The organism is Caulobacter sp., assembly GCF_049283275.1.
GTDB lineage: Bacteria > Pseudomonadota > Alphaproteobacteria > Caulobacterales > Caulobacteraceae > Caulobacter.
Map to the genome: position 1 here is coordinate 16,273 of NZ_JBAPVS010000367.1, position 17,834 is coordinate 34,106.

The 17,834-nt window shown below is 66.9% G+C and carries 17 protein-coding genes and 4 tRNA genes; 18 read left to right on the forward strand and 3 right to left on the reverse strand.

Features of this window, described 5'->3' with window-relative positions; all coding sequences use genetic code 11:
• Positions 1-57: 57 nt before the first annotated feature.
• The 5 genes from WAL33_RS21030 to argC all read left to right on the forward strand — a co-directional run bounded on the left by WAL33_RS21030 (position 58) and on the right by argC (position 4,791).
• Positions 58-1,560 carry an alkaline phosphatase gene (locus WAL33_RS21030; RefSeq protein WP_422183923.1) on the forward strand — a complete coding sequence of 501 codons (1,503 nt, stop codon included), beginning with the start codon at positions 58-60 and terminating at the stop codon, positions 1,558-1,560.
• A gap of 212 nt (positions 1,561-1,772) precedes the next feature.
• Positions 1,773-2,246, forward strand: a complete 474-nt coding sequence (gene rplM, locus WAL33_RS21035) for a 50S ribosomal protein L13 (protein ID WP_422183925.1) — start codon at positions 1,773-1,775, stop codon at positions 2,244-2,246.
• A gap of 3 nt (positions 2,247-2,249) precedes the next feature.
• Complete coding sequence (gene rpsI, locus WAL33_RS21040) at positions 2,250-2,723, forward strand: 30S ribosomal protein S9 (RefSeq protein WP_035079299.1); 474 nt, start codon at positions 2,250-2,252, stop codon at positions 2,721-2,723.
• A gap of 150 nt (positions 2,724-2,873) precedes the next feature.
• On the forward strand, positions 2,874-3,734 hold the full coding sequence (locus tag WAL33_RS21045; protein ID WP_422183926.1) for a hypothetical protein: 861 nt from the start codon (positions 2,874-2,876) through the stop codon (positions 3,732-3,734).
• 109 nt (positions 3,735-3,843) lie between these two features.
• Positions 3,844-4,791, forward strand: a complete 948-nt coding sequence (argC, locus tag WAL33_RS21050) for an N-acetyl-gamma-glutamyl-phosphate reductase (RefSeq protein WP_422183928.1) — start codon at positions 3,844-3,846, stop codon at positions 4,789-4,791.
• A gap of 19 nt (positions 4,792-4,810) precedes the next feature.
• Here the strand turns inward: argC and WAL33_RS21055 are convergent, their stop codons facing one another.
• Together WAL33_RS21055 and WAL33_RS21060 are read right to left on the reverse strand one after the other, a co-directional pair.
• Positions 4,811-5,404, reverse strand: coding sequence for a DUF1287 domain-containing protein (locus WAL33_RS21055; protein ID WP_422183930.1), 594 nt, complete (start codon positions 5,402-5,404; stop codon positions 4,811-4,813).
• 96 nt (positions 5,405-5,500) lie between these two features.
• Complete coding sequence (locus tag WAL33_RS21060) at positions 5,501-7,483, reverse strand: class I poly(R)-hydroxyalkanoic acid synthase (protein WP_422183932.1); 1,983 nt, start codon at positions 7,481-7,483, stop codon at positions 5,501-5,503.
• Between the two features lie 94 nt (positions 7,484-7,577).
• On the opposite strand from WAL33_RS21060, the gene WAL33_RS21065 reads away from it, so the two are divergent.
• From WAL33_RS21065 to WAL33_RS21125, 13 genes are all read left to right on the forward strand, one after another.
• Positions 7,578-8,060 carry a hypothetical protein gene (locus WAL33_RS21065; protein WP_422183933.1) on the forward strand — a complete coding sequence of 161 codons (483 nt, stop codon included), beginning with the start codon at positions 7,578-7,580 and terminating at the stop codon, positions 8,058-8,060.
• A 109-nt stretch (positions 8,061-8,169) separates the two neighbouring features.
• Positions 8,170-9,390 carry an LL-diaminopimelate aminotransferase gene (locus WAL33_RS21070; protein WP_422183934.1) on the forward strand — a complete coding sequence of 407 codons (1,221 nt, stop codon included), beginning with the start codon at positions 8,170-8,172 and terminating at the stop codon, positions 9,388-9,390.
• A gap of 56 nt (positions 9,391-9,446) precedes the next feature.
• The gene (locus WAL33_RS21075; RefSeq protein WP_422183935.1) at positions 9,447-10,736 is read left to right on the forward strand and encodes a homoserine dehydrogenase; all 1,290 of its coding nucleotides are present in this window, start codon (positions 9,447-9,449) and stop codon (positions 10,734-10,736) included.
• Between the two features lie 53 nt (positions 10,737-10,789).
• Complete coding sequence (glpX, locus tag WAL33_RS21080) at positions 10,790-11,743, forward strand: class II fructose-bisphosphatase (RefSeq protein ID WP_422183937.1); 954 nt, start codon at positions 10,790-10,792, stop codon at positions 11,741-11,743.
• A 49-nt stretch (positions 11,744-11,792) separates the two neighbouring features.
• Positions 11,793-12,764: a class 1 fructose-bisphosphatase gene (locus tag WAL33_RS21085; protein ID WP_422183938.1), complete on the forward strand. Its 972-nt coding sequence runs from the start codon at positions 11,793-11,795 to the stop codon at positions 12,762-12,764.
• 234 nt (positions 12,765-12,998) lie between these two features.
• Entirely contained in the window at positions 12,999-14,813 is a 1,815-nt protein-coding gene (recJ, locus tag WAL33_RS21090; RefSeq protein WP_422183940.1) for a single-stranded-DNA-specific exonuclease RecJ, read from the forward strand.
• 69 nt (positions 14,814-14,882) lie between these two features.
• Positions 14,883-14,957, forward strand: a tRNA-Glu gene (locus tag WAL33_RS21095).
• Between the two features lie 54 nt (positions 14,958-15,011).
• Positions 15,012-15,086, forward strand: a tRNA-Glu gene (locus WAL33_RS21100).
• A 173-nt stretch (positions 15,087-15,259) separates the two neighbouring features.
• Positions 15,260-15,865, forward strand: coding sequence for a stationary phase survival cold shock domain protein CspD (gene cspD / locus WAL33_RS21105; RefSeq protein WP_422183941.1), 606 nt, complete (start codon positions 15,260-15,262; stop codon positions 15,863-15,865).
• A gap of 91 nt (positions 15,866-15,956) precedes the next feature.
• A complete protein-coding gene (locus WAL33_RS21110; RefSeq protein WP_422183943.1) occupies positions 15,957-16,469 on the forward strand; it encodes a DUF192 domain-containing protein in 513 nt (170 codons plus the stop codon).
• Between the two features lie 60 nt (positions 16,470-16,529).
• Positions 16,530-16,606: transfer RNA gene (locus WAL33_RS21115), tRNA-Pro, on the forward strand.
• 46 nt (positions 16,607-16,652) lie between these two features.
• Entirely contained in the window at positions 16,653-16,958 is a 306-nt protein-coding gene (locus WAL33_RS21120; RefSeq protein WP_422183945.1) for an ETC complex I subunit, read from the forward strand.
• A 52-nt stretch (positions 16,959-17,010) separates the two neighbouring features.
• Positions 17,011-17,087, forward strand: a tRNA-Arg gene (locus tag WAL33_RS21125).
• A gap of 319 nt (positions 17,088-17,406) precedes the next feature.
• Here WAL33_RS21125 and WAL33_RS21130 read toward each other — a convergent pair.
• A partial coding sequence (locus WAL33_RS21130; RefSeq protein WP_422183947.1) for a trehalase family glycosidase occupies positions 17,407-17,834 on the reverse strand: 428 nt, incomplete at its 5' end.

The window sequence follows — 17,834 nt, forward strand, 5'->3', positions numbered from 1 at the left end:
AAAGAACTGTCACGAAACGCCAGCACAGGACGTCCGACGTCCTTGCTGGAGCTTCCCGTGACCCGCGCCTCCCTGTTCCTTGCCGCCGCCCTCGTCACCCTGTCCGCCGCTTCGGCCCACGCCGCGCCCAAGCCCGCCCAGAAGCCGGCCCCCGTCGTCAACACCGCCCCTGGCGACGCCTACTATCAGGCTGGCCAGGCGGCCCTGGCCAAGGCCCTGGCGTTCAATCCGCGAACCGGCAAGGCCAAGAACGTCATCCTGTTCCTGGGCGACGGCATGGGCATCTCCACCGTGGTCGCCAGCCGCATATACGAAGGCCAGCAGCGAGGCGTCGATGGTGAGGGCAATTCGCTGTCGTTCGAGAAACTGCCCTGGACGGCGCTGTCCAAGACCTACAGCCACGACACCCAGGTGACCGACAGCGCCGCGGGCATCACCGCCATCACCACTGGCGTGAAGACCCGCAACAAGGTCATCGGCCTGAGCGGCGCGGCCAAGCCGGAAAGCTGCGCCGCCGAAGCTGGGACCCGGGTCGAAACCATCGCCGAACTGGCCAAGGCCCACGGGCTGTCGGCGGGCGCGGTCACCACCACCCGCATCACCCACGCCACCCCGGCCGGGACCTACGCTCATACCGCCTATCGCGACTGGGAGGGCGACGGCGACATGCCGACCGACGCCCTGGCCGCGGGCTGCAAGGACATCGCTCGCCAGTTGGTCGAGGCCCCGACGGGTTTGCGGCTGGACGTGGCGCTGGGGGGCGGGCGTTCGCGCTTCCTGCCCGGGGACAAGGACGGCAAGCGCGCAGACGGCCGCGACCTGACCGCCGAGTGGCTGAAGGCTCCCAACGCCGCCTATGTGACCACCGACGCCCAACTGGCGGCGCTGGATCCGGCCAAGACGGGTCCTGTGCTGGGCCTGTTCGCCAACGAACACCTGCCCTACGAGGTCGAGCGGCCGGTGTTGGGGCAGGGCGTGCCGACCCTGGCGGCCATGGCGACCAAGGCCGTCGACCTGCTGTCGCAAAACCCCAAGGGCTATTTCCTGCTGGTCGAGGGCGGCAAGATCGACATGGGCAGCCACCTGAACAACGCCAAGCGGACCCTGACCGAGACGGTCGAGTTCTCCAAGGCGGTGCAGGCCGTGCTCGACAAGGTGGACCTCAACGAGACCCTGATCATCGTCACCGCCGACCACAGCCATGGCCTGGTGATCTCGGGCTACGCGGCCCGCAACTCCCCGATCCTGGGCCTGGCGGGCAATGAGGGCGATCCGATCGTGGCCGGCGACGGCAAGCCCTACACCGTGCTGAGTTTCGCCACCGGCCCCGGCGGTCCGGAAGGCTCCAACCTGCGCGCCGATCCCGCCAAGGAAGACACCGACGACGTCGATTACCACCAGAACGCCACGGCCTTCCTGGGCAGCTCGGCCCACTCGGGCGAGGATGTGGGCGTGTTCGCCGACGGGCCCGGCGCCTATCTGGTGCATGGGGTGGTCGAGGAGAGCTTCCTCTACCAGGTCATGCGTCACGCCTACGGGTTCGACGCGGCGGCGAAGTAGAGGGTTTTCCTCCTCCCCCGTTCACGGGTGAGGAGAAAGCACCTGATACGGTATAATGATACCGCATCACGAAATCCCTTATCCTGTAAGGGTTTGCGGAGTTTCTTGCTTACGCATTGTTGACAGGCCGCGAACGCTCCTGTACCTGCCGCCCCTCACGCAGACGGAGCCTTTCCTTGGCCCCCGACGCACAAGGAATACGGATCAATCCCATGCAAAAGACCACGGCTTCCCTGAAGCCCGCCGAGGTCGAGAAGAAGTGGATCGTGGTCGACGCCCAGGACGCCGTTGTCGGTCGTCTGGCGACGTTCATCGCCATGCGTCTTCGCGGCAAGCATCGTCCCGACTACACCCCGCACGTTGACTGCGGCGACTTCGTCGTCGTCATCAACGCCGACAAGGTGAAGTTCACCGGCAAGAAGATGGACGACAAGATCTACTATCGCCACACCGGTCACCCGGGCGGCGTCAAGTCGACCACCCCGCGCAAGCTGCTGGAAGGCCGCTTCCCGGAACGCGTCCTGGAAAAGGCCGTCGAGCGCATGCTGCCCAAGGAAAGCCCCTTGGCCCGCAAGCAACTGACCCACCTGCTCATCTACAACAACGGTGAGCACCCGCACCAAGCGCAGAGCCCTGAAGTGATCGATTTCGCTTCGCGCAACGCCAAGAACACCCGGAGCGCCTAAGTCATGTCTGAAGCTCAAGGCTTTGACGCGCTGGCCAGCCTGTCCAGCAACCCGGAAGCTGCCGCTCCCGCCGAACCCAAGATCGACGCCCAAGGCCGCGCCTACGCGACCGGCAAGCGCAAGAACGCGATCGCCCGCGTCTGGATCAAGCCGGGCAAGGGCTCGATCACGATCAACGGTCGCGACCAGGAAGTCTATTTCGCCCGCCCCGTGCTGCGCATGATGATCGCCCAGCCCCTGGAGGTCACCGACCGCCTGGGCCAGTTCGACGTCGTCGTCACCGTGGAAGGCTCGGGCCTGTCGGGCCAAGCCGGCGCCGTGCGTCACGGCCTGTCCAAGGCCCTGACCTACTACGAGCCCGGCCTGCGCACCTTGCTGAAGCCGCACGGCTTCCTGACCCGCGACAGCCGCGTCGTCGAGCGTAAGAAGTACGGCAAGGCCAAGGCCCGCCGCAGCTTCCAGTTCTCGAAGCGCTAAGCGTTTTCAGCACCGAAGAAAGAGGCCGCGGTTTCCGCGGCCTCTTTTTTTGCCTGAAACCCCGAATCTGACGGTACCGTGCGGCCTTATCGATGGCTGCAGTCACGCTTGTTGACGCGCTTCCATCTCGCAGCGGATGTCGAGGGCGTCATGGAAGTCAGTCAGGTCGTCAGGGAGTCGCTCCTTCTGCTGGGCGCCAAGCGCGCCATGTTCGAACAGGCGTGCGACACGCTGGAGACCATCGTCCTGGGCTCGTCGCACGGCGACTACGCCTTCGACCCGGCCTTTGTCCCGAACTCGTTCAATCTCTGCTACCGGTCGCTGGACCTGAAGCACTGCTATTCGCTGTATCAGCGGACCATCATGGCCAGCCCGAACCTGAAGAACCTGGTGCTGTTCTATTCGGTGTTCTCGCCCGGCAGCATGCTGGAGCGCAGCCCCAAGGAGGGCGACATCGGTCCGTTGTTCAGCGCCCTGTTCGATCTGGATGTCGAATACCAGTCCGAACGCCTGACCCAGCTGACCGAGGCCCTGACCCAACAGTTGCACAAAGGCATGGCCGCCACCCTCATCGAGGAGGCCGCCAAGCTGGACGGCTATGCCGGTTTCATGCCCAGCTACAAGGGCGCGGTCGAGGCCTCGGAGTTCCAGAGCCGCCTGCTGTCGCACATCAAGCACAACTACGAGTCCGGGGCGGACTACTACCTTCTGAAGATTCTCGGCCTGGCCAATCGCCTGGGCCACGGCGTCACCGTCGTCATTCCGCCAGTGACCTCGACCTATCGGAACGCCCTCAACACCCGCTCCAGCACCATCTTCCGTGAGCTGATCGAGGTGGTGGACCTGTTCCCCTGGACCAAGCCGATCAAGATCCTCAACGCCTACGACGACGAGGCCTACGAGGACTCATTCTTCGTTGACACCGACCATCTGGACGCACGCGGGGAGGGAACGCGGAAGCTGTCTCGCGCCATCGCCGAGATGGTTCTGGAGGGGCAAGCCGTCCCTTAGCCCGCCCTCGCGTCATAAACCGTCCCGGCGAGGCCTAAAGACCCGTTTCACTCCCCATCGGAGTAGGATAGATCGTCCGCTCCTCAAGGTTCGGGTTACGGGAGGGCGCATGGCCCCCAAGGTCTTCATCGACGGCGAAGCCGGCACCACCGGGCTGCAGATCCGTGAGCGCCTGGTCGGCCGCAACGATCTGCAGCTGGTCTCGATCGACCCGGACAAGCGCAAGGACCCGCAGGCCCGCAAGGCGATGCTGAACGACGCCGACGCCGTGATCCTGTGCCTGCCCGACGACGCGGCCGTGGAGGCCGTGGCGCTGATCGACGATCCGAAAGTGAAGGTGATAGACGCCTCGACCGCCCACCGCACCGCGGCCGGCTGGACCTACGGCTTTCCCGAGCTGGACGGGGCGCAGCGCAGCAAGATCGCCAAGTCGACGCGGGTGTCGAATCCCGGTTGCTACGCCACCGGCGCCATCGCGTTGGTCCGGCCGCTGGTCAGCGCCGACATCATCGCCGCCGACTTGCCGATCTCGTTCAACGCCGTGTCGGGCTATAGCGGCGGCGGCAAGGCGATGATCGCCGAATTCGAGGACAAGACCTCGCCGCACTACACCACGGTCCCGTACCGGATCTACGCCACGGGCCTGAACCACAAGCACCTGCCCGAGATCCAGTCGCACGGCGGCCTGCTGACCCGGCCGATCTTCACCCCGGCCGTGGGCCGCTACGCCCAGGGCATGCTGGTCGAGCTGCCCCTGCATCTGGGCATGCTGAACGGCAGCGTCTCGATAACCGAAATCCACCAGGTCCTGGCCGACCACTATGCCCGAGAAGCTTTTGTCGAGGTGGCCTCGCTGCACGAGGCCAAGAGCTTGCGCACCCTCGACCCGGAAGGGCTGAACGGCACCAACCGCCTGAAGCTGTTCGTGTTCGGCTCGGAAACCAGCGGCCAGGTCCGCCTGGTGGCCCTGCTCGACAACCTGGGCAAGGGCGCGTCCGGCGCGGCGGTCCAGAACCTGAACCTGATGCTGGGCCTGAAGGAAGGCTCGGGGCTCTAGGGCTCGCGTCCCGGACGTCTCAAGCCCGCCACCGATAATGCCCCACCGCCGTGTGGAGCTTGAACATCCACAGCGGCTCCTCCTTGGCGCCCCAACCGATATTATGGACGACGCGCACGTGGTCGGGGCCTTGGCTGACCACGCCGATGTGCGGACGGCCGCCCCAGACCCGCCAGGTCAGGATGTCGCCGGGGATCGGGTCGTCGAAGCGATCACCGGCGGTCTTGGGCGGCGCGACGGCCAGCCGAGCGCGCTGACGGATCAGATAGGTCTCCAGGTTCAGCACCCGGCGATGGTCGATGTTGGAGTCGGGCCCCTTCAGCCCCCAGGCGCGCCGCGACGGGTAGGCGTCGAAGTCGCGGGTCATGTCCTCGTGGACCAACTGCTGCAGATCGGCCCGCCAGGCGTCGCGGGCGGCGCGCACCAGCACGTCGGCGCAGACCCCGGTAGAGCGCAGCACGTCGCCGTTGGGGTAGGGGATGGCGCGGTAGCTGGGATCGTAGGCCTTGGTGACCCCGACCTGCTCTCTCGCGGCCTGGGCCAGGCGCTCGCCGCTCGGCGCCGGGCGCGCGAAGGCTCCGCCGGCGCCGAAGATCGGCGTCGCGACCAACATCCCTAGTGCGGTCCGGCGGTTGGGTCCCATGCCGGGGAAGCTCCACCAGAATCCGGGCGAGTTTTGGGCGAACGTAGGTCGGCGGCGTGGCCGGCCTCAGGCCGGCGCGTCCGACCGCACCCGCACATAGCTGCCCGGAGCGTCCTCGATCGGTTTGAGGGCGCCCTTGGCGGGATCGCGGGCCGGAACCTGCTTGCCCGACTTGGCTTTCAGCCAGGCTGCCCAGTGCGGCCACCACGAGCCGGGATGCTCGACAGCGCCGGCCCGCCAGCCCTCGACCGAGCCGGGCAGATGCTCGTTGGTCCAGTGCTGGTACTTGTTGGCGTCCGGGGGGTTGATCACCCCTGCGATGTGGCCCGAGCCGGCCATGGTGAAGGTCACCGGTCCGCCGAACGCCCGCGCGCCGCGATAGACGCTGCGATAGGGCGCGATGTGGTCGTCCTTGGACGACTGCACGTAGATCGGGATCTTGACCTTCGACAGGTCAAGGACCTCGCCGCCGAGGGTCAAATGGCCCTGGGTCAGGGCGTTGTCCTTGTAGAAATTGCGCAGGTAGAAAAGGTGCAGGGCCTTGGGCATGCGCGTCTGGTCGGCGTTCCAGAACAGCAGGTCGAACGGCCGCGGTTCCTTGCCCATCAGGTAGTTGTTGATGAAGAACGACCAGATCAGGTCGTTGCCGCGCAGGCTGTTGAAGGTGTCGGCCATCGACTGGCTGGGCAGGTAGCCGCCCTGGCGGTCGATCTGCTCCTCGATGGTCTTGATCCAGCTCTCGTCGGTGAACAGCAGCAAGTCGCCGGCCTCGGAGAAGTCCTGCTGGGCGGCGAAGAAGGTGGCGGAATTGATCCGCGTGTCGCCCTTGGCGGCCATGTGGGCGAGGGCGCAGGACAGCAGCGTACCGCCGATGCAGTAGCCGACGGTGTTGACCTTGTTGACGCCGGTCTGGGTCATGACCTGCTGGGTCGCGTCATAGATCCCCTCGAACATGTAGTCCTCGAAGGTCTTGCCGGCCTGGCGGCTGTCGGGATTGACCCACGAGGCGACGAACACTGTGAAGCCTTGCCCGGTCAGCCAGCGGATCATCGAGTTCTCGGGCCGCAGATCCAGGATGTAGAACTTGTTGATCCACGGCGGGAAGATCAGCAGCGGGATCTCGTGCACCGTCTCGGTGGTGGGGGAAAACTGCAGCAGTTGCAGGACATCGTTCTGGTAGACGACCTTGCCTGGCGCGGTGGCGACATTCTCGCCGACCTTGAACTTGGCCAGGTCCGTCTGGCTGATCGCCAGCTGGCCGCCGCCGCGCTCCAGGTCGGCGGCGAAGTTCTCCATGCCGCGCACCAGGCTCTCGCCCTTGCTCTGCATGATCTCGCGCAGGGCGGCCGGGTTGGAGATCAGGAAGTTCGACGGCGAAAAGGCGTCGGTCAGCATCTTGGTGAAGAACTCGACCCGGCGCTTGACGGTCGGATCGACGCCCTGCGCCTGCGAGACCAGGTCGTTCAGCCAGTTCGACGACAGCAGGTAGCTCTGCTTCATCATGTCGAACATCGGGTTGGACGCCCAGTCGGGGTCGCTGAACCGCTTGTCGCCCTGGGCGGGGGAGACCACCGGCTGGGTCGGTTCGCCGGTCATCTTGCGGGCGGCGGACTGCCACAGGTCCATGTAGCGGCTGAACAGGTCGGCCTGGGCCCGCAGCAGCCGATCGGGCTGGGCGGCCAGGCTGGTCATGACTTCGTTGAAGGCGGGGCCGACGTGGAAAGGATCGGGACTGAGGGCGGCGGGGCGGTCGGCTTGGCGCAGGGCGGCCTCGGCGATCGCGCCCTGGGCGGTGACGGCGGCGCGGGCCAGGTTGGCCGACAATGTCTCCAGCATCTGGCGCTGGTCCGGCGAAAGGAAGGATTCGAAACCGGGCAGGCCGCCGGAGGCCGTCGATTCGGAGACGGGCGCGCTGGGGGGCGGCTGCTGATCGGCCTTCGGCGGAACCTTAGGAGCGGCCTTGCTCTTGGCCTTGGCGGCGGTCGTCCCGGCGTCCGCCTTGGCGGCGGGCTTTTTACGGGGTTTGGGGGAGGTCTCGGTCGTTTCCATGGACTTCCTTCCACCGTCTTGTCTTGGGCCATCTCGCCTTGCTGTGCGGATGGCCTTTCGCTTGCCGCGATCATCGCATAAGACCTGAGACAAGATGAACGACCAAACCGGTAAAATCGTACGTCTTGGCGTACTCTTTCGCGGCGTGGCCCTGACGGGTCTGCTGACGGGCTTGACCGCGTGCGCCTCGTCGATGTCGTCGATCTCGCCGTTCTCGCCGCCACCGGCCGATCCGAGCTCTCCTGTGGCCGCCCAGGCCAACGCCGCGGCCAAGGCGTCCAAGCACGCGAAAACCCCGCGGTTCGTCGACATTCCGCCGATCCCGACCGACGTGCGTCCGGACGTCGAGTTCAAGAAGGCCGTCGGCGCCGAAAAGGTCGCCGGCGACAAGCTGCGGCGCGACACAGCGCCCAGCACCTGGACCCTGTCCGACACTGAAGGCTACGCGTTCAAGGCCCGCAAGCTGGGCAAGGCCCCGCCGGCCGACATTCCCACCGACGCCGACCGCGCCGCGACCGAAGCCTTCGCGAAGGCGGCGCGTGACCGAGCTACTGCGCCTCCGTCCAAGCCCCAATAGGGCGACGGAGGCATAAAATTCCCGTAACTGGCTTGGCTATACCCCGCTCGGGGTCTATCCATGCCCGACATCCGCTCCCGGCGCGCCGCTGCGGCGCAATGAGCATTTCATGACCTCCGATTTCCACCGCATCCGTCGCCTCCCGCCCTACGTTTTCGAAGAGGTGAACAAGATCAAGGCGCGCCTGCGCGCCGAGGGCACTGACATCATCGACTTCGGCATGGGCAATCCCGACATGCCTACGCCCAAGCACATCGTCGACAAGCTGATCGAGACGGCGCGCGATCCCAAGGCTGGCCGCTATTCGGCGTCCAAGGGCATCGCCGGCCTGCGCAAGGCCATGGCCGGCTATTACGGCCGCCGGTTCGGCGTGAAGCTGAACCCCGACACCGAGGTGATCGCCACCCTGGGCTCCAAGGAAGGCTTCGCCAACCTGGCCCAGGCCCTGACCGCTCCGGGCGATGTGATCATCTGTCCGAACCCGGCCTATCCGATCCATGCCTTCGGTTTCATCATGGCCGGCGGCGTCATCCGCCACGTGCCGGCCCTGACCCCAGAACAGTACCTGTCCAACATCAGCCGCGCGGCCAAGCACTCGGTGCCGCCCGCCAGCGTGCTGATCCTGTCCTACCCGTCCAACCCGACCGCCCAGTCCGTGGACCTGGACTTCTACAAGGACGCTGTCGCCCTGGCGAAGAAACACGAGTTGCTGGTGATCAGCGACGTGGCCTATGGCGAGATCTATTTCGAGAACAACCCGCCGCCTTCAATCCTGCAGGTCGATGGGGCCAAGGACATCGCCGTCGAGGTCAACTCGCTGTCGAAGACCTACGCCATGGCTGGTTGGCGCGTGGGCATGGTGGTCGGCAACGCCCGCATCTGCGCCGCCCTGGCCCGGGTGAAGTCCTACCTGGACTACGGCGCCTACACCCCGGTGCAGGTGGCCGCCGCCGCCGCCCTGAACGGCCCGCAGGACTGCGTCGACGAGATCCGCGCCATCTACAAGGGCCGTCGCGACACCTTGGTGTCGTCCATGGCGCGGGCGGGCTGGGACATTCCCAATCCGCCGGCCTCGATGTTCGCCTGGGCCAAGATCCCGCCGCAGTTCGAAGCCGCCGGCTCGATGCTGTTCTCGCGCCTGCTGATCGAAGAGGCCGGCGTCGCCGTCGCCCCCGGCATCGGCTTCGGCGAATACGGCGAAGGCTATGTGCGCATCGGGCTCGTCGAGAACGAGCAGCGGATCAAGCAGGCCGCCCGCAACGTCAAGAAGTTCATCGCCAACGCCGACTCCATCCTGGCCAAGGCGCACAACAAGATGGAACAGGTCTGAGCCGCCGACCCGCGAGGGTAGGGCGTGGCTCGGCCGCTCGAATTAGGAATGCAAGCATGACCCAGAAAACCTGGCGCGTCGGCGTCGCCGGCCTCGGCACCGTCGGCGGAGGTTTGCTGCAGTTCCTGGCCGAGCAGCCGGACTTCGCCCCGGCCGGCGACCGGGCGGTGGTGACGGCGGTTTCGGCGCGTTCGAAATCCCGCCCGCGCACGGTCGACATTTCGAGCCTGACTTGGTTCGACGATCCGGTCGCCCTGGCCTCGTCGCCGGACGTGGATCTGTTCGTGGAGCTGGTCGGCGGCAGCGACGGCCCGGCCAAGGCCGCCGTCGAGGCGGCCTTGAAGCTGGGCAAGCCGGTGGTCACCGCCAACAAGGCCCTGATCGCCGAGCACGGCGCGGAGCTGGCCGCCCTGGCCGAGGCCAACAACGCGCCGCTGTTGTTCGAGGCGGCCGTCATGGGCGGCACGCCGGCGGTGAAGATGCTGCGCGAGGCCATGGTCGGCGACGAGGTGGTCGGGGTCGCCGGCATCCTCAACGGCACCTGCAACTTCATCCTCAGTGAAATGGAGAAGACCGGCCGCGACTTCGCCGACGTGCTGCGCGAGGCGCAAGGTTTGGGCTATGCCGAGGCCGACCCGACCATGGACGTCGGCGGCTTCGACGCCGGCCACAAGATCAGCATCCTGGCCGCCCTGGCCTTCGGCTGCGCGCCCGACTTCGGCGCCGCCGAGATCGAGGGCATCAGCGACGTCGAGTTGCTCGACATCAAGCTGGCCAAGGACCTGGGCTATCGCATCAAGCTGGTGGCCGGCGCCGCCAAGAGTGACGACGGGGTGGCCGTGAAGGTGCATCCGTCGTTGGTTCCGCTGGAGCACCCGCTGGCCCAGGCCGGCGGAGCGCTCAACGCCCTGTTCATCGAGGGCAAGCGCATCGGCCGGATCTATATCCAGGGGCCGGGCGCGGGCGCCGGTCCGACCGCCGCCGCCGTGGCCGCCGACATCGCCGACGTGATGACCGGCGCCAAGCGTCCGGTGTTCCAGGCTCCAGCCGGCCAACTCAAGCCCTTTGTGGCGGTCGATCCGGCCCGTTCGGTGGGCAAGGCCTACCTGCGGATCATGGTTCGGGACGAGCCGGGCGCCATCGCCGCCATCTCCGAAACCCTGGCCGAATGCGCGGTCTCGATCGACAGCTTCCTGCAGAAGCCCGTCGAGGGGGCCGGGGGGGTTCCGATCGTGCTCGTCACGCACGCGACTCCCGAATCCAATCTCCTCGACGCGATTAGTCGCATCGAAAAATTGCACGCCGTGCTAGAGCGTCCCCGCCTTTTGCGCGTCGCGCGTATCTGAGAACCACGCAAAGCGGTCGGATCGAAAAGCCTCGCATAGGCTGGGAGACGTTGATGAGTTCGAAGACCCTGGACCGATCGCTGGTCTTGGACGCGGTCCGCGTAACCGAGGCCGCCGCCATCGCCTCGTGGTCGATGGTCGGGCGCGGCGACGAGATGGCGGCCGACCAAGCCGCGGTCGACGCCATGCGCAACGCGTTGAACGAACTGGCGATCGACGGCGAGATCGTGATCGGCGAGGGCGAGCGCGACGAGGCGCCCATGCTCTATATCGGCGAGAAGGTCGGCACGGGGCAGGGGCCCGCCATCGACATCGCCCTGGACCCGCTGGAAGGCACCACCCTGACGGCCAAGGCCATGCCCAATGCGCTGGCGGTGATGGCTTGGGCGCCCAAGGGCAGCCTGCTGAACGCCCCCGACACCTATATGGACAAGATCGCCTGCGGTCCGGGCCTGCCGGCCGGGGTGATCGACCTGGACAAGTCGCCCGCTGAAAACGTCAAGGCCGTGGCCGCCGCCAAGGGCGTTGCGCCTGAACACATCACGGTCTGCGTGCTGGACCGTCCGCGTCACGCCGAGATTATCGCCAGCGTCCGCTCGGTGGGCGCGCGGGTCAATCTGATCACCGACGGCGACGTGGCCGGGGTGATCGCCACCACCGATCCCTCGACCGGCATCGATCTCTATGTCGGCTCTGGCGGCGCGCCCGAGGGCGTGCTCGCCTGTGCGGCGCTGAAATGCGTTGGCGGCCAGTTCCAGGGGCGGTTGCTGTTCCGCAACGGCGATGAGAAGGCCCGCGCCGCCAAGTGGGGCATCACCGATCTCGACAAGAAGTACGATCTGCACGAGATCGTCCGCGACGACGCCATCTTCGCGGCCACCGGCGTCACCTGGGGCAACCTGCTGGATGGGGTGACCTACAAGGACGGCTTTGTCCACACTCACACGCTGGTCATGAATTCATCAACCGGCACGGTCCGCGAAGTGCGTATGAAGCGGAAGGCCTAGGCTTCCGCTAAGGTCACCCGCGAATCCTTTCTCCCCTACGAGGCCCTGTATGACCACGCTGACCGATCTCGCCGGATGGCTCGCCAATGAGCCGGCTGGCGATGAGGTGAAAGCCGTCGTGACCGTGATCGCCGGCGCCTGCGCCAAGATCAGCAAGGTCGTGGCCTCGGGCGCGATCTCGGGCAGCCTGGGCGCGGCCGGCCAGGTCAACGTCCAGGATGAGGAGCAGAAGAAGCTCGACATCATCACCAACGACATCCTGCGCGACGCGCTGCAGGGCTGCGCCCTGGTGGCCGGCCTGGCGTCCGAGGAGCTTGAGGTGATCGAGATCACCGGGGCTGTCGGCGGCTTCCTGGTGACCTTTGATCCGCTGGACGGCTCCAGCAACATCGACGTCAACGTGTCGGTCGGCACGATCTTCTCGATCCTGCCCGCGCCGTCGGGCGTCGCGCCCACCGAGGCCGACTTCCTGCTGCCCGGCCGTCAGCAGGTCGCGGCCGGTTATGCCGTCTACGGTCCGCAGACCATGCTCGTGCTGACCCTGTCCAAGGGCGTTGTGGGCTTCACGCTGGACGCCGACGGCGCCTGGCGGCTGACTCATCAGACCATCGCTATCCCGGCCGACACCGCCGAGTTCGCGATCAACATGTCCAACCAGCGCCATTGGGCCGAGCCCGTGCGGCGCTACATCGACGGCTGCCTGCAGGGCAAGGCGGGTCCGCGGGCCAAGAACTTCAACATGCGTTGGGTCGCCTCGATGGTGGCCGACGTCCATCGCATCCTGATGCGCGGCGGTATCTTCCTGTACCCGTGGGACGCTCGCGAGCCCGACAAGCCCGGCAAGCTGCGTCTGCTCTACGAAGCCAACCCGATGTCGCTGATCGTCGAACGGGCGGGCGGCCAGTCGACCGACGGCAAGACCCCGATCCTCGACCTGCAACCGACCAAGCTGCACCAGCGCGTGCCGGTGGTGCTGGGCTCGGCCAATGAGGTGACGCTGGTGACGGAGCTGTCGGCCTAAGCCGGGGACATGCGCTTGCGGCGTGTCCCCACCGGCAGGCGCGGCGCTTGTTCGCGGGACACGCCGCAGGGCATGTCCCCGTCCAGCGTCCCGTCCGCTTTTGACGCATCCACGCTCTATCTTCCAACCTCGCGCCGCATGGAGCGAATCCGCCAAAAGGCGTAGGTTCGGGAGATGACCACGACAGCCCAGCTCCGCATTTCCGGCAGCCTTTCCACGCGGGAGGGCTAAGCGATGGCCGACGGTCATGCTCCAGTCGCCTCCGAATATTTCCTCGACGTCGCCCGCTCGATCAGCGGCCGGGCGTGGCGCGAGCGGCCGGGCGACGCGGCGGCGGCCCGCAGCCACCAGCAGATCCACGGTCTGTCCGAGCCCCTGGCCCGGGCCCTGGCCTCGCGCGGCGTGGGCGTCGACGCCGCCGAGCACTATCTGCGGCCGACCTTGAAGGCGCTGTTCCCCGACCCCTCCAGCTTCACCGACATGGACCGGGCCGCCGAGATCCTGATCGACGCGCTGGAAAGCGGCCGCTCGACCATGGTGTTCGCCGACTACGACGTCGACGGCGCCACCAGCGCCGCCCAGTTGGTGCGCTGGTTCCGCTACATGGGCGTCGAGCTGCCGATCTACATTCCCGACCGCCTGACCGAGGGCTACGGCCCCAGCCCGGCGGCCTTCAAGACCATCCGCGACACCGGCGCCGAGTTGGTCGTCACCCTGGACTGCGGTGCGGCGGCCTATGACGCCATCGCCAGCGCCGCCACCATCGGACTGGAGGTGGTGGTGATCGACCACCACCTGATGCGCGAGGACCCGCCGGCCGCCGCGGCCGTGGTCAATCCCAACCGACCGGGCTGCCAGAGCGGGCAGGGGGTCTTGGCCGCCGCCGGCGTGACCTTCGTGCTGCTGGCCGCCCTCAACCGCGAGGCCCGCAAGCGCGGTCTGTTCACCGAGGAGCGGCCGCAGCCCGACCTGCGCCAGTGGCTGGACCTAGTGGCCATGGGCGAGGTCTGCGACGTCACCCAGCTGGTCGGCTTCAACCGCGCCCTGACCACCCTGGGCCTGCGGACCATGTCCAGCTGGGGCAATCCGGGCCTGAAGGCGCTGTTCGAGGTCGGCAAGGGCTCGGGTCCGGCGTCCGTGTTCCACGCCGGCTTTATACTGGGCCCGCGCATCAACGCCGGCGGACGGATCGGCCGCTCGGACCTGGGCGCGCGCCTGCTGTCCACGGACGATCCGATCGAGGCCCAGGCCTTGGCGGAGGAGCTGGACGGCCTGAACACCGAGCGCAAGGCGGTCGAGGCCGCCGTGGTCGAGGAAGCCGCCGCCATGCTCGAGCGCGGCAGCAACTTCAATCCCGACGCCCCGGTCATCGTGGTGGCGGGGGAGGGCTGGCATCCTGGCGTGATCGGCATCGTCGCCGGCCGCCTGCGCGAACGTTATCGCAAGCCCGTGGTGGTGATCGGCATCGACCGCGCGGCCAATGTCGGCAAGGGCTCGGGCCGCTCCCAGCCCGGCGTCAACCTGGGCGCGGCGATCCAGGCGGCCTTCGAGGCGGGCCTGCTGATGGCCGGCGGCGGTCACGCCATGGCGGCGGGCCTGTCGATCCGTCCCGATTCCATTCCCGAGTTCCGCGCCTTCCTGGAAGAGCGCCTGGCCGGCGAGATGGAGGCCGTGGGCGTCGAGGGCGTGGATATCGACGCCCTGGTCCAGCCCCGGGCCGCCAACCGCGCGCTCTGGAGCGAGTTCCAGCAACTGGCGCCGTTCGGTCCGGGCAATCCCGAGCCCATGTTCGCCCTGGCCGGCGTCCGTCCCGAGCGGGTGATGGCGATGAAGGGCGGCCACGTCCGCGTCGACCTGGTCGGACCCTCGGGCGATCGGATCAAGGCGATCTCCTGGCGTTCGGCCGAGACCCCGTTGGGCGAGCGCCTGCTGGCCGGCGGCGGGGCTCTGCATGTCGTGGGACGCCTGAAACCGGACGATTACATGGGCCGGGAAGGGGTTCAGCTGGAGATCGAGGACATCGCCGACCCCCGCATGCGAATGACTTGAAAAAACTGCTCCCAGTCGCTTGCGCCATGGGGGGAAGCTTTGTATATCGCCTGCTCTTCGCGGCGACGTGGTCCCTTCGTCTATCGGTTAGGACGCCAGATTTTCATTCTGGAGAGAGGGGTTCGACTCCCCTAGGGACTACCACCGCGAAGCCTACTTAGACTTTACATGCGAATACCCGCCTAATGCAGGCGCCGTGGTCCCTTCGTCTATCGGTTAGGACGCCAGATTTTCATTCTGGAGAGAGGGGTTCGACTCCCCTAGGGACTACCACCCACCACAGGCATTTCAGGTTGATGTCGGTCTAGCTGCTGCGACGAAATGTCGCGCGGGCTTTCCGATCGCCCTTTCGCGTCAATTGGTTATTGACGGCTCTCCTATCGCAAGAACAGTGTTATTCTGTGGTGCTCGCCCCCTGGGCTGTCTGGGCGAGCCAGAGGGGCGGAATGTCTGGTTTCGATTTCGAGGACTCGGGATCGCATGAGGAATTCGTGCGTATCAGCGGGCGTGTGAAGTGGTTTGATACGGGCAAGGGGTACGGGTTCATCGTCCCCGACGATCCGGGCCAGACGGGCCTGAAGGACGTGCTGCTGCACGTCACGTCCCTGCGCAACTGTGGGCGGGAGACGGCGCTGGAGGGGGCGGTCATCGTCTGCGACGTGGTCAAGCGCCCGAAGGGGTGGCAGGTGTCCGAGGTGGTGGATTTGGACGAAAGCGCGGCCAGCGTTCCGATGGAACGCCCCAAGCGCACGTTCGGCGACGGCGGCATGGGGTTGCGCCGCGATCACGGCTTCCGCTCCGGGATCGACAGCGGCCGCCCGTCCCTGGAGGCCGTCGGGCCGGCCGAGCGCGCCAAGGTCAAGTGGTTCAACCGCACCAAGGGCTATGGCTTCGTCGTCCGAGACGGCCAGCCGGGCGACATCTTCGTGCACATCGAGACCCTGCGTCGCGGCGGTCTGGAAGACTTGCAGCCGGGCGACGACGTGATGGTGCGCTTCGCCGAGGGCCCCAAGGGCCTGGTGGTCGCCGAGATCACCCCCGGAGAGGACTGACTCTCAGGACGGACTTCGCCATCGACGCGTGACGTCGTAGGATCGCCGCGTCGCGGGACGCGGCGAGGACGATGAGGCGCGCGTGACATCCATGAAGACGATCGGACGACGCGCCCTGGCGCTGGTCGTCCTGGCCTTGTTTTCCGGCCTGCTGGCCGCCGCTCCGGCCCAGGCCTGGCAGGCCAAGCCCAGGCCGGCCGCGGTCGCGCCGACGCCCTCGAGCAAGCTCGACACGGTCGAGATTCTGACCAGCCGAGGACGGGTCAAGTTCACCGTCGAGCTGGCCGTGACCAAGGCCGAGCAGGAGCGGGGCCTGATGTTCCGCAAGTCGCTGGCCCCCGACCGCGGCATGCTGTTCCCGTACAACCCGCCCCAACGCGCGGCGTTCTGGATGAAGAACACCCTGATCCCGCTGGACATCCTCTATATCGCCCCCGACGGCCGGGTGCTGTCGATCGCCCGCAACGCCGTGCCGCACGACGAGACGCCGCTGCCCTCGGGCGGGATCATTCGCGGCGTTCTGGAAATCCCCGGCGGCCGCGCCGCCCAGCTGGGCATCCTGCCGGGCGACCGGGTGCTCAATAAAATCTTCCCGAAGGGCTAAAGCGCCTCCGTTCCGTTTGCCCCCGGCGACGAAGCCCTGTAGAGCACCGGCTCGGTGTTTCGGAGCGTAGCGCAGCCTGGTAGCGCATCTGGTTTGGGACCAGAGGGTCGCAGGTTCAAATCCTGCCGCTCCGACCACCTAGACCCCTTTGAAAGGGGTGACGTTCGACCTGGAGAGGCTTTCATGCTCGCGCGCATCTACCGCCCCGCCAAGACCGCCATGCAGTCCGGCAAGGCCAAGACCAAGGATTGGGTGCTGGAGTTCGAACCGGCCTCGGCCAGACGTTCGGACCCGCTGATGGGTTGGACCCAGTCCAGCGACATGAACGGCCAGGTGCGCTTGAACTTCGAGACTCGCGAAGAGGCTGTGGCCTACGCCCAGCGACACGAGATCTCGTTTCAGCTGTTCGAGCCCAAGACGCCCAAGCGGATCATCAAGGCTTACGCCGACAACTTCGCCGCCGGCCGCCGCCAACCCTGGACGCACTAGGCTTTACGCCGCAAGTTTCCCACCCGAGGTTCTCTAGGGTCCCACGGGGTCCGCGCCCTTAGCTCAGCTGGATAGAGCACTCGCCTTCTAAGCGAGCGGTCGCTGGTTCGAATCCAGCAGGGCGCGCCAGACCCGCCGGGAGGTTCTCGGGGTTTTCCAAAGTTTCCCGGAGTTCCCCTTCTGACTGCCCCCGTAGCCTTGTCGTTGCGAGATGCTCGTTGTGCGAGATCGTCAAGCCATCAGCGACGCCACTGGCGAGCGCCACGCCGCTCAGGATTTCGCCTGAAATGCCGCCTTGCTCGGCTCGGGAACGGCGCGACTTAGGCGAGGTCTTACCTCACCCGGGGTCTGGCGGCGTGACCTTTGAGCGCTGCCGGCGTCGCCACGAAAAGGACGACTTCAGAGTTGGCCGTTGGCGAGGAGTGAGCCTGGAAAGGCGTGGGCGCTGCTAGGGCACGGGATAGAGGTCGAGCAAGGCCCGCGTCACGCCGTTGGTCCAGCCAAAGCCGTCCTGCAGCGGATACTCCCCGCCGCCGCCGGCCTTGGCTTCCTCGACGTCGTACTTCTCGAGCATCTTGCCGCTGGCCTGGTACTCGCGCTCGACGGTGGCCAGCCAGCGCTCGCCGATGTCCTTCGCCAAGTTCTCCTCGCCGTAGCGGCGCAGGCCCGACACCGCCACCCACTGAAGCGGGGCCCAGCCGTTGGGGGTGTCCCACTGCTGACCGGTCGAGACCGTCGTGGTGCGCAGCCCCCCGGGAGCCAGCAGCAGGGCGCGGGTCGCCGCCGCCACGGCCTTGGCCTGGTCCGGGCTCGCGGCGCCAACGAACAGCGGATAGAGGGTCGCGGCGCTGGGGTGATCCAACCGAGCCCGCTCAC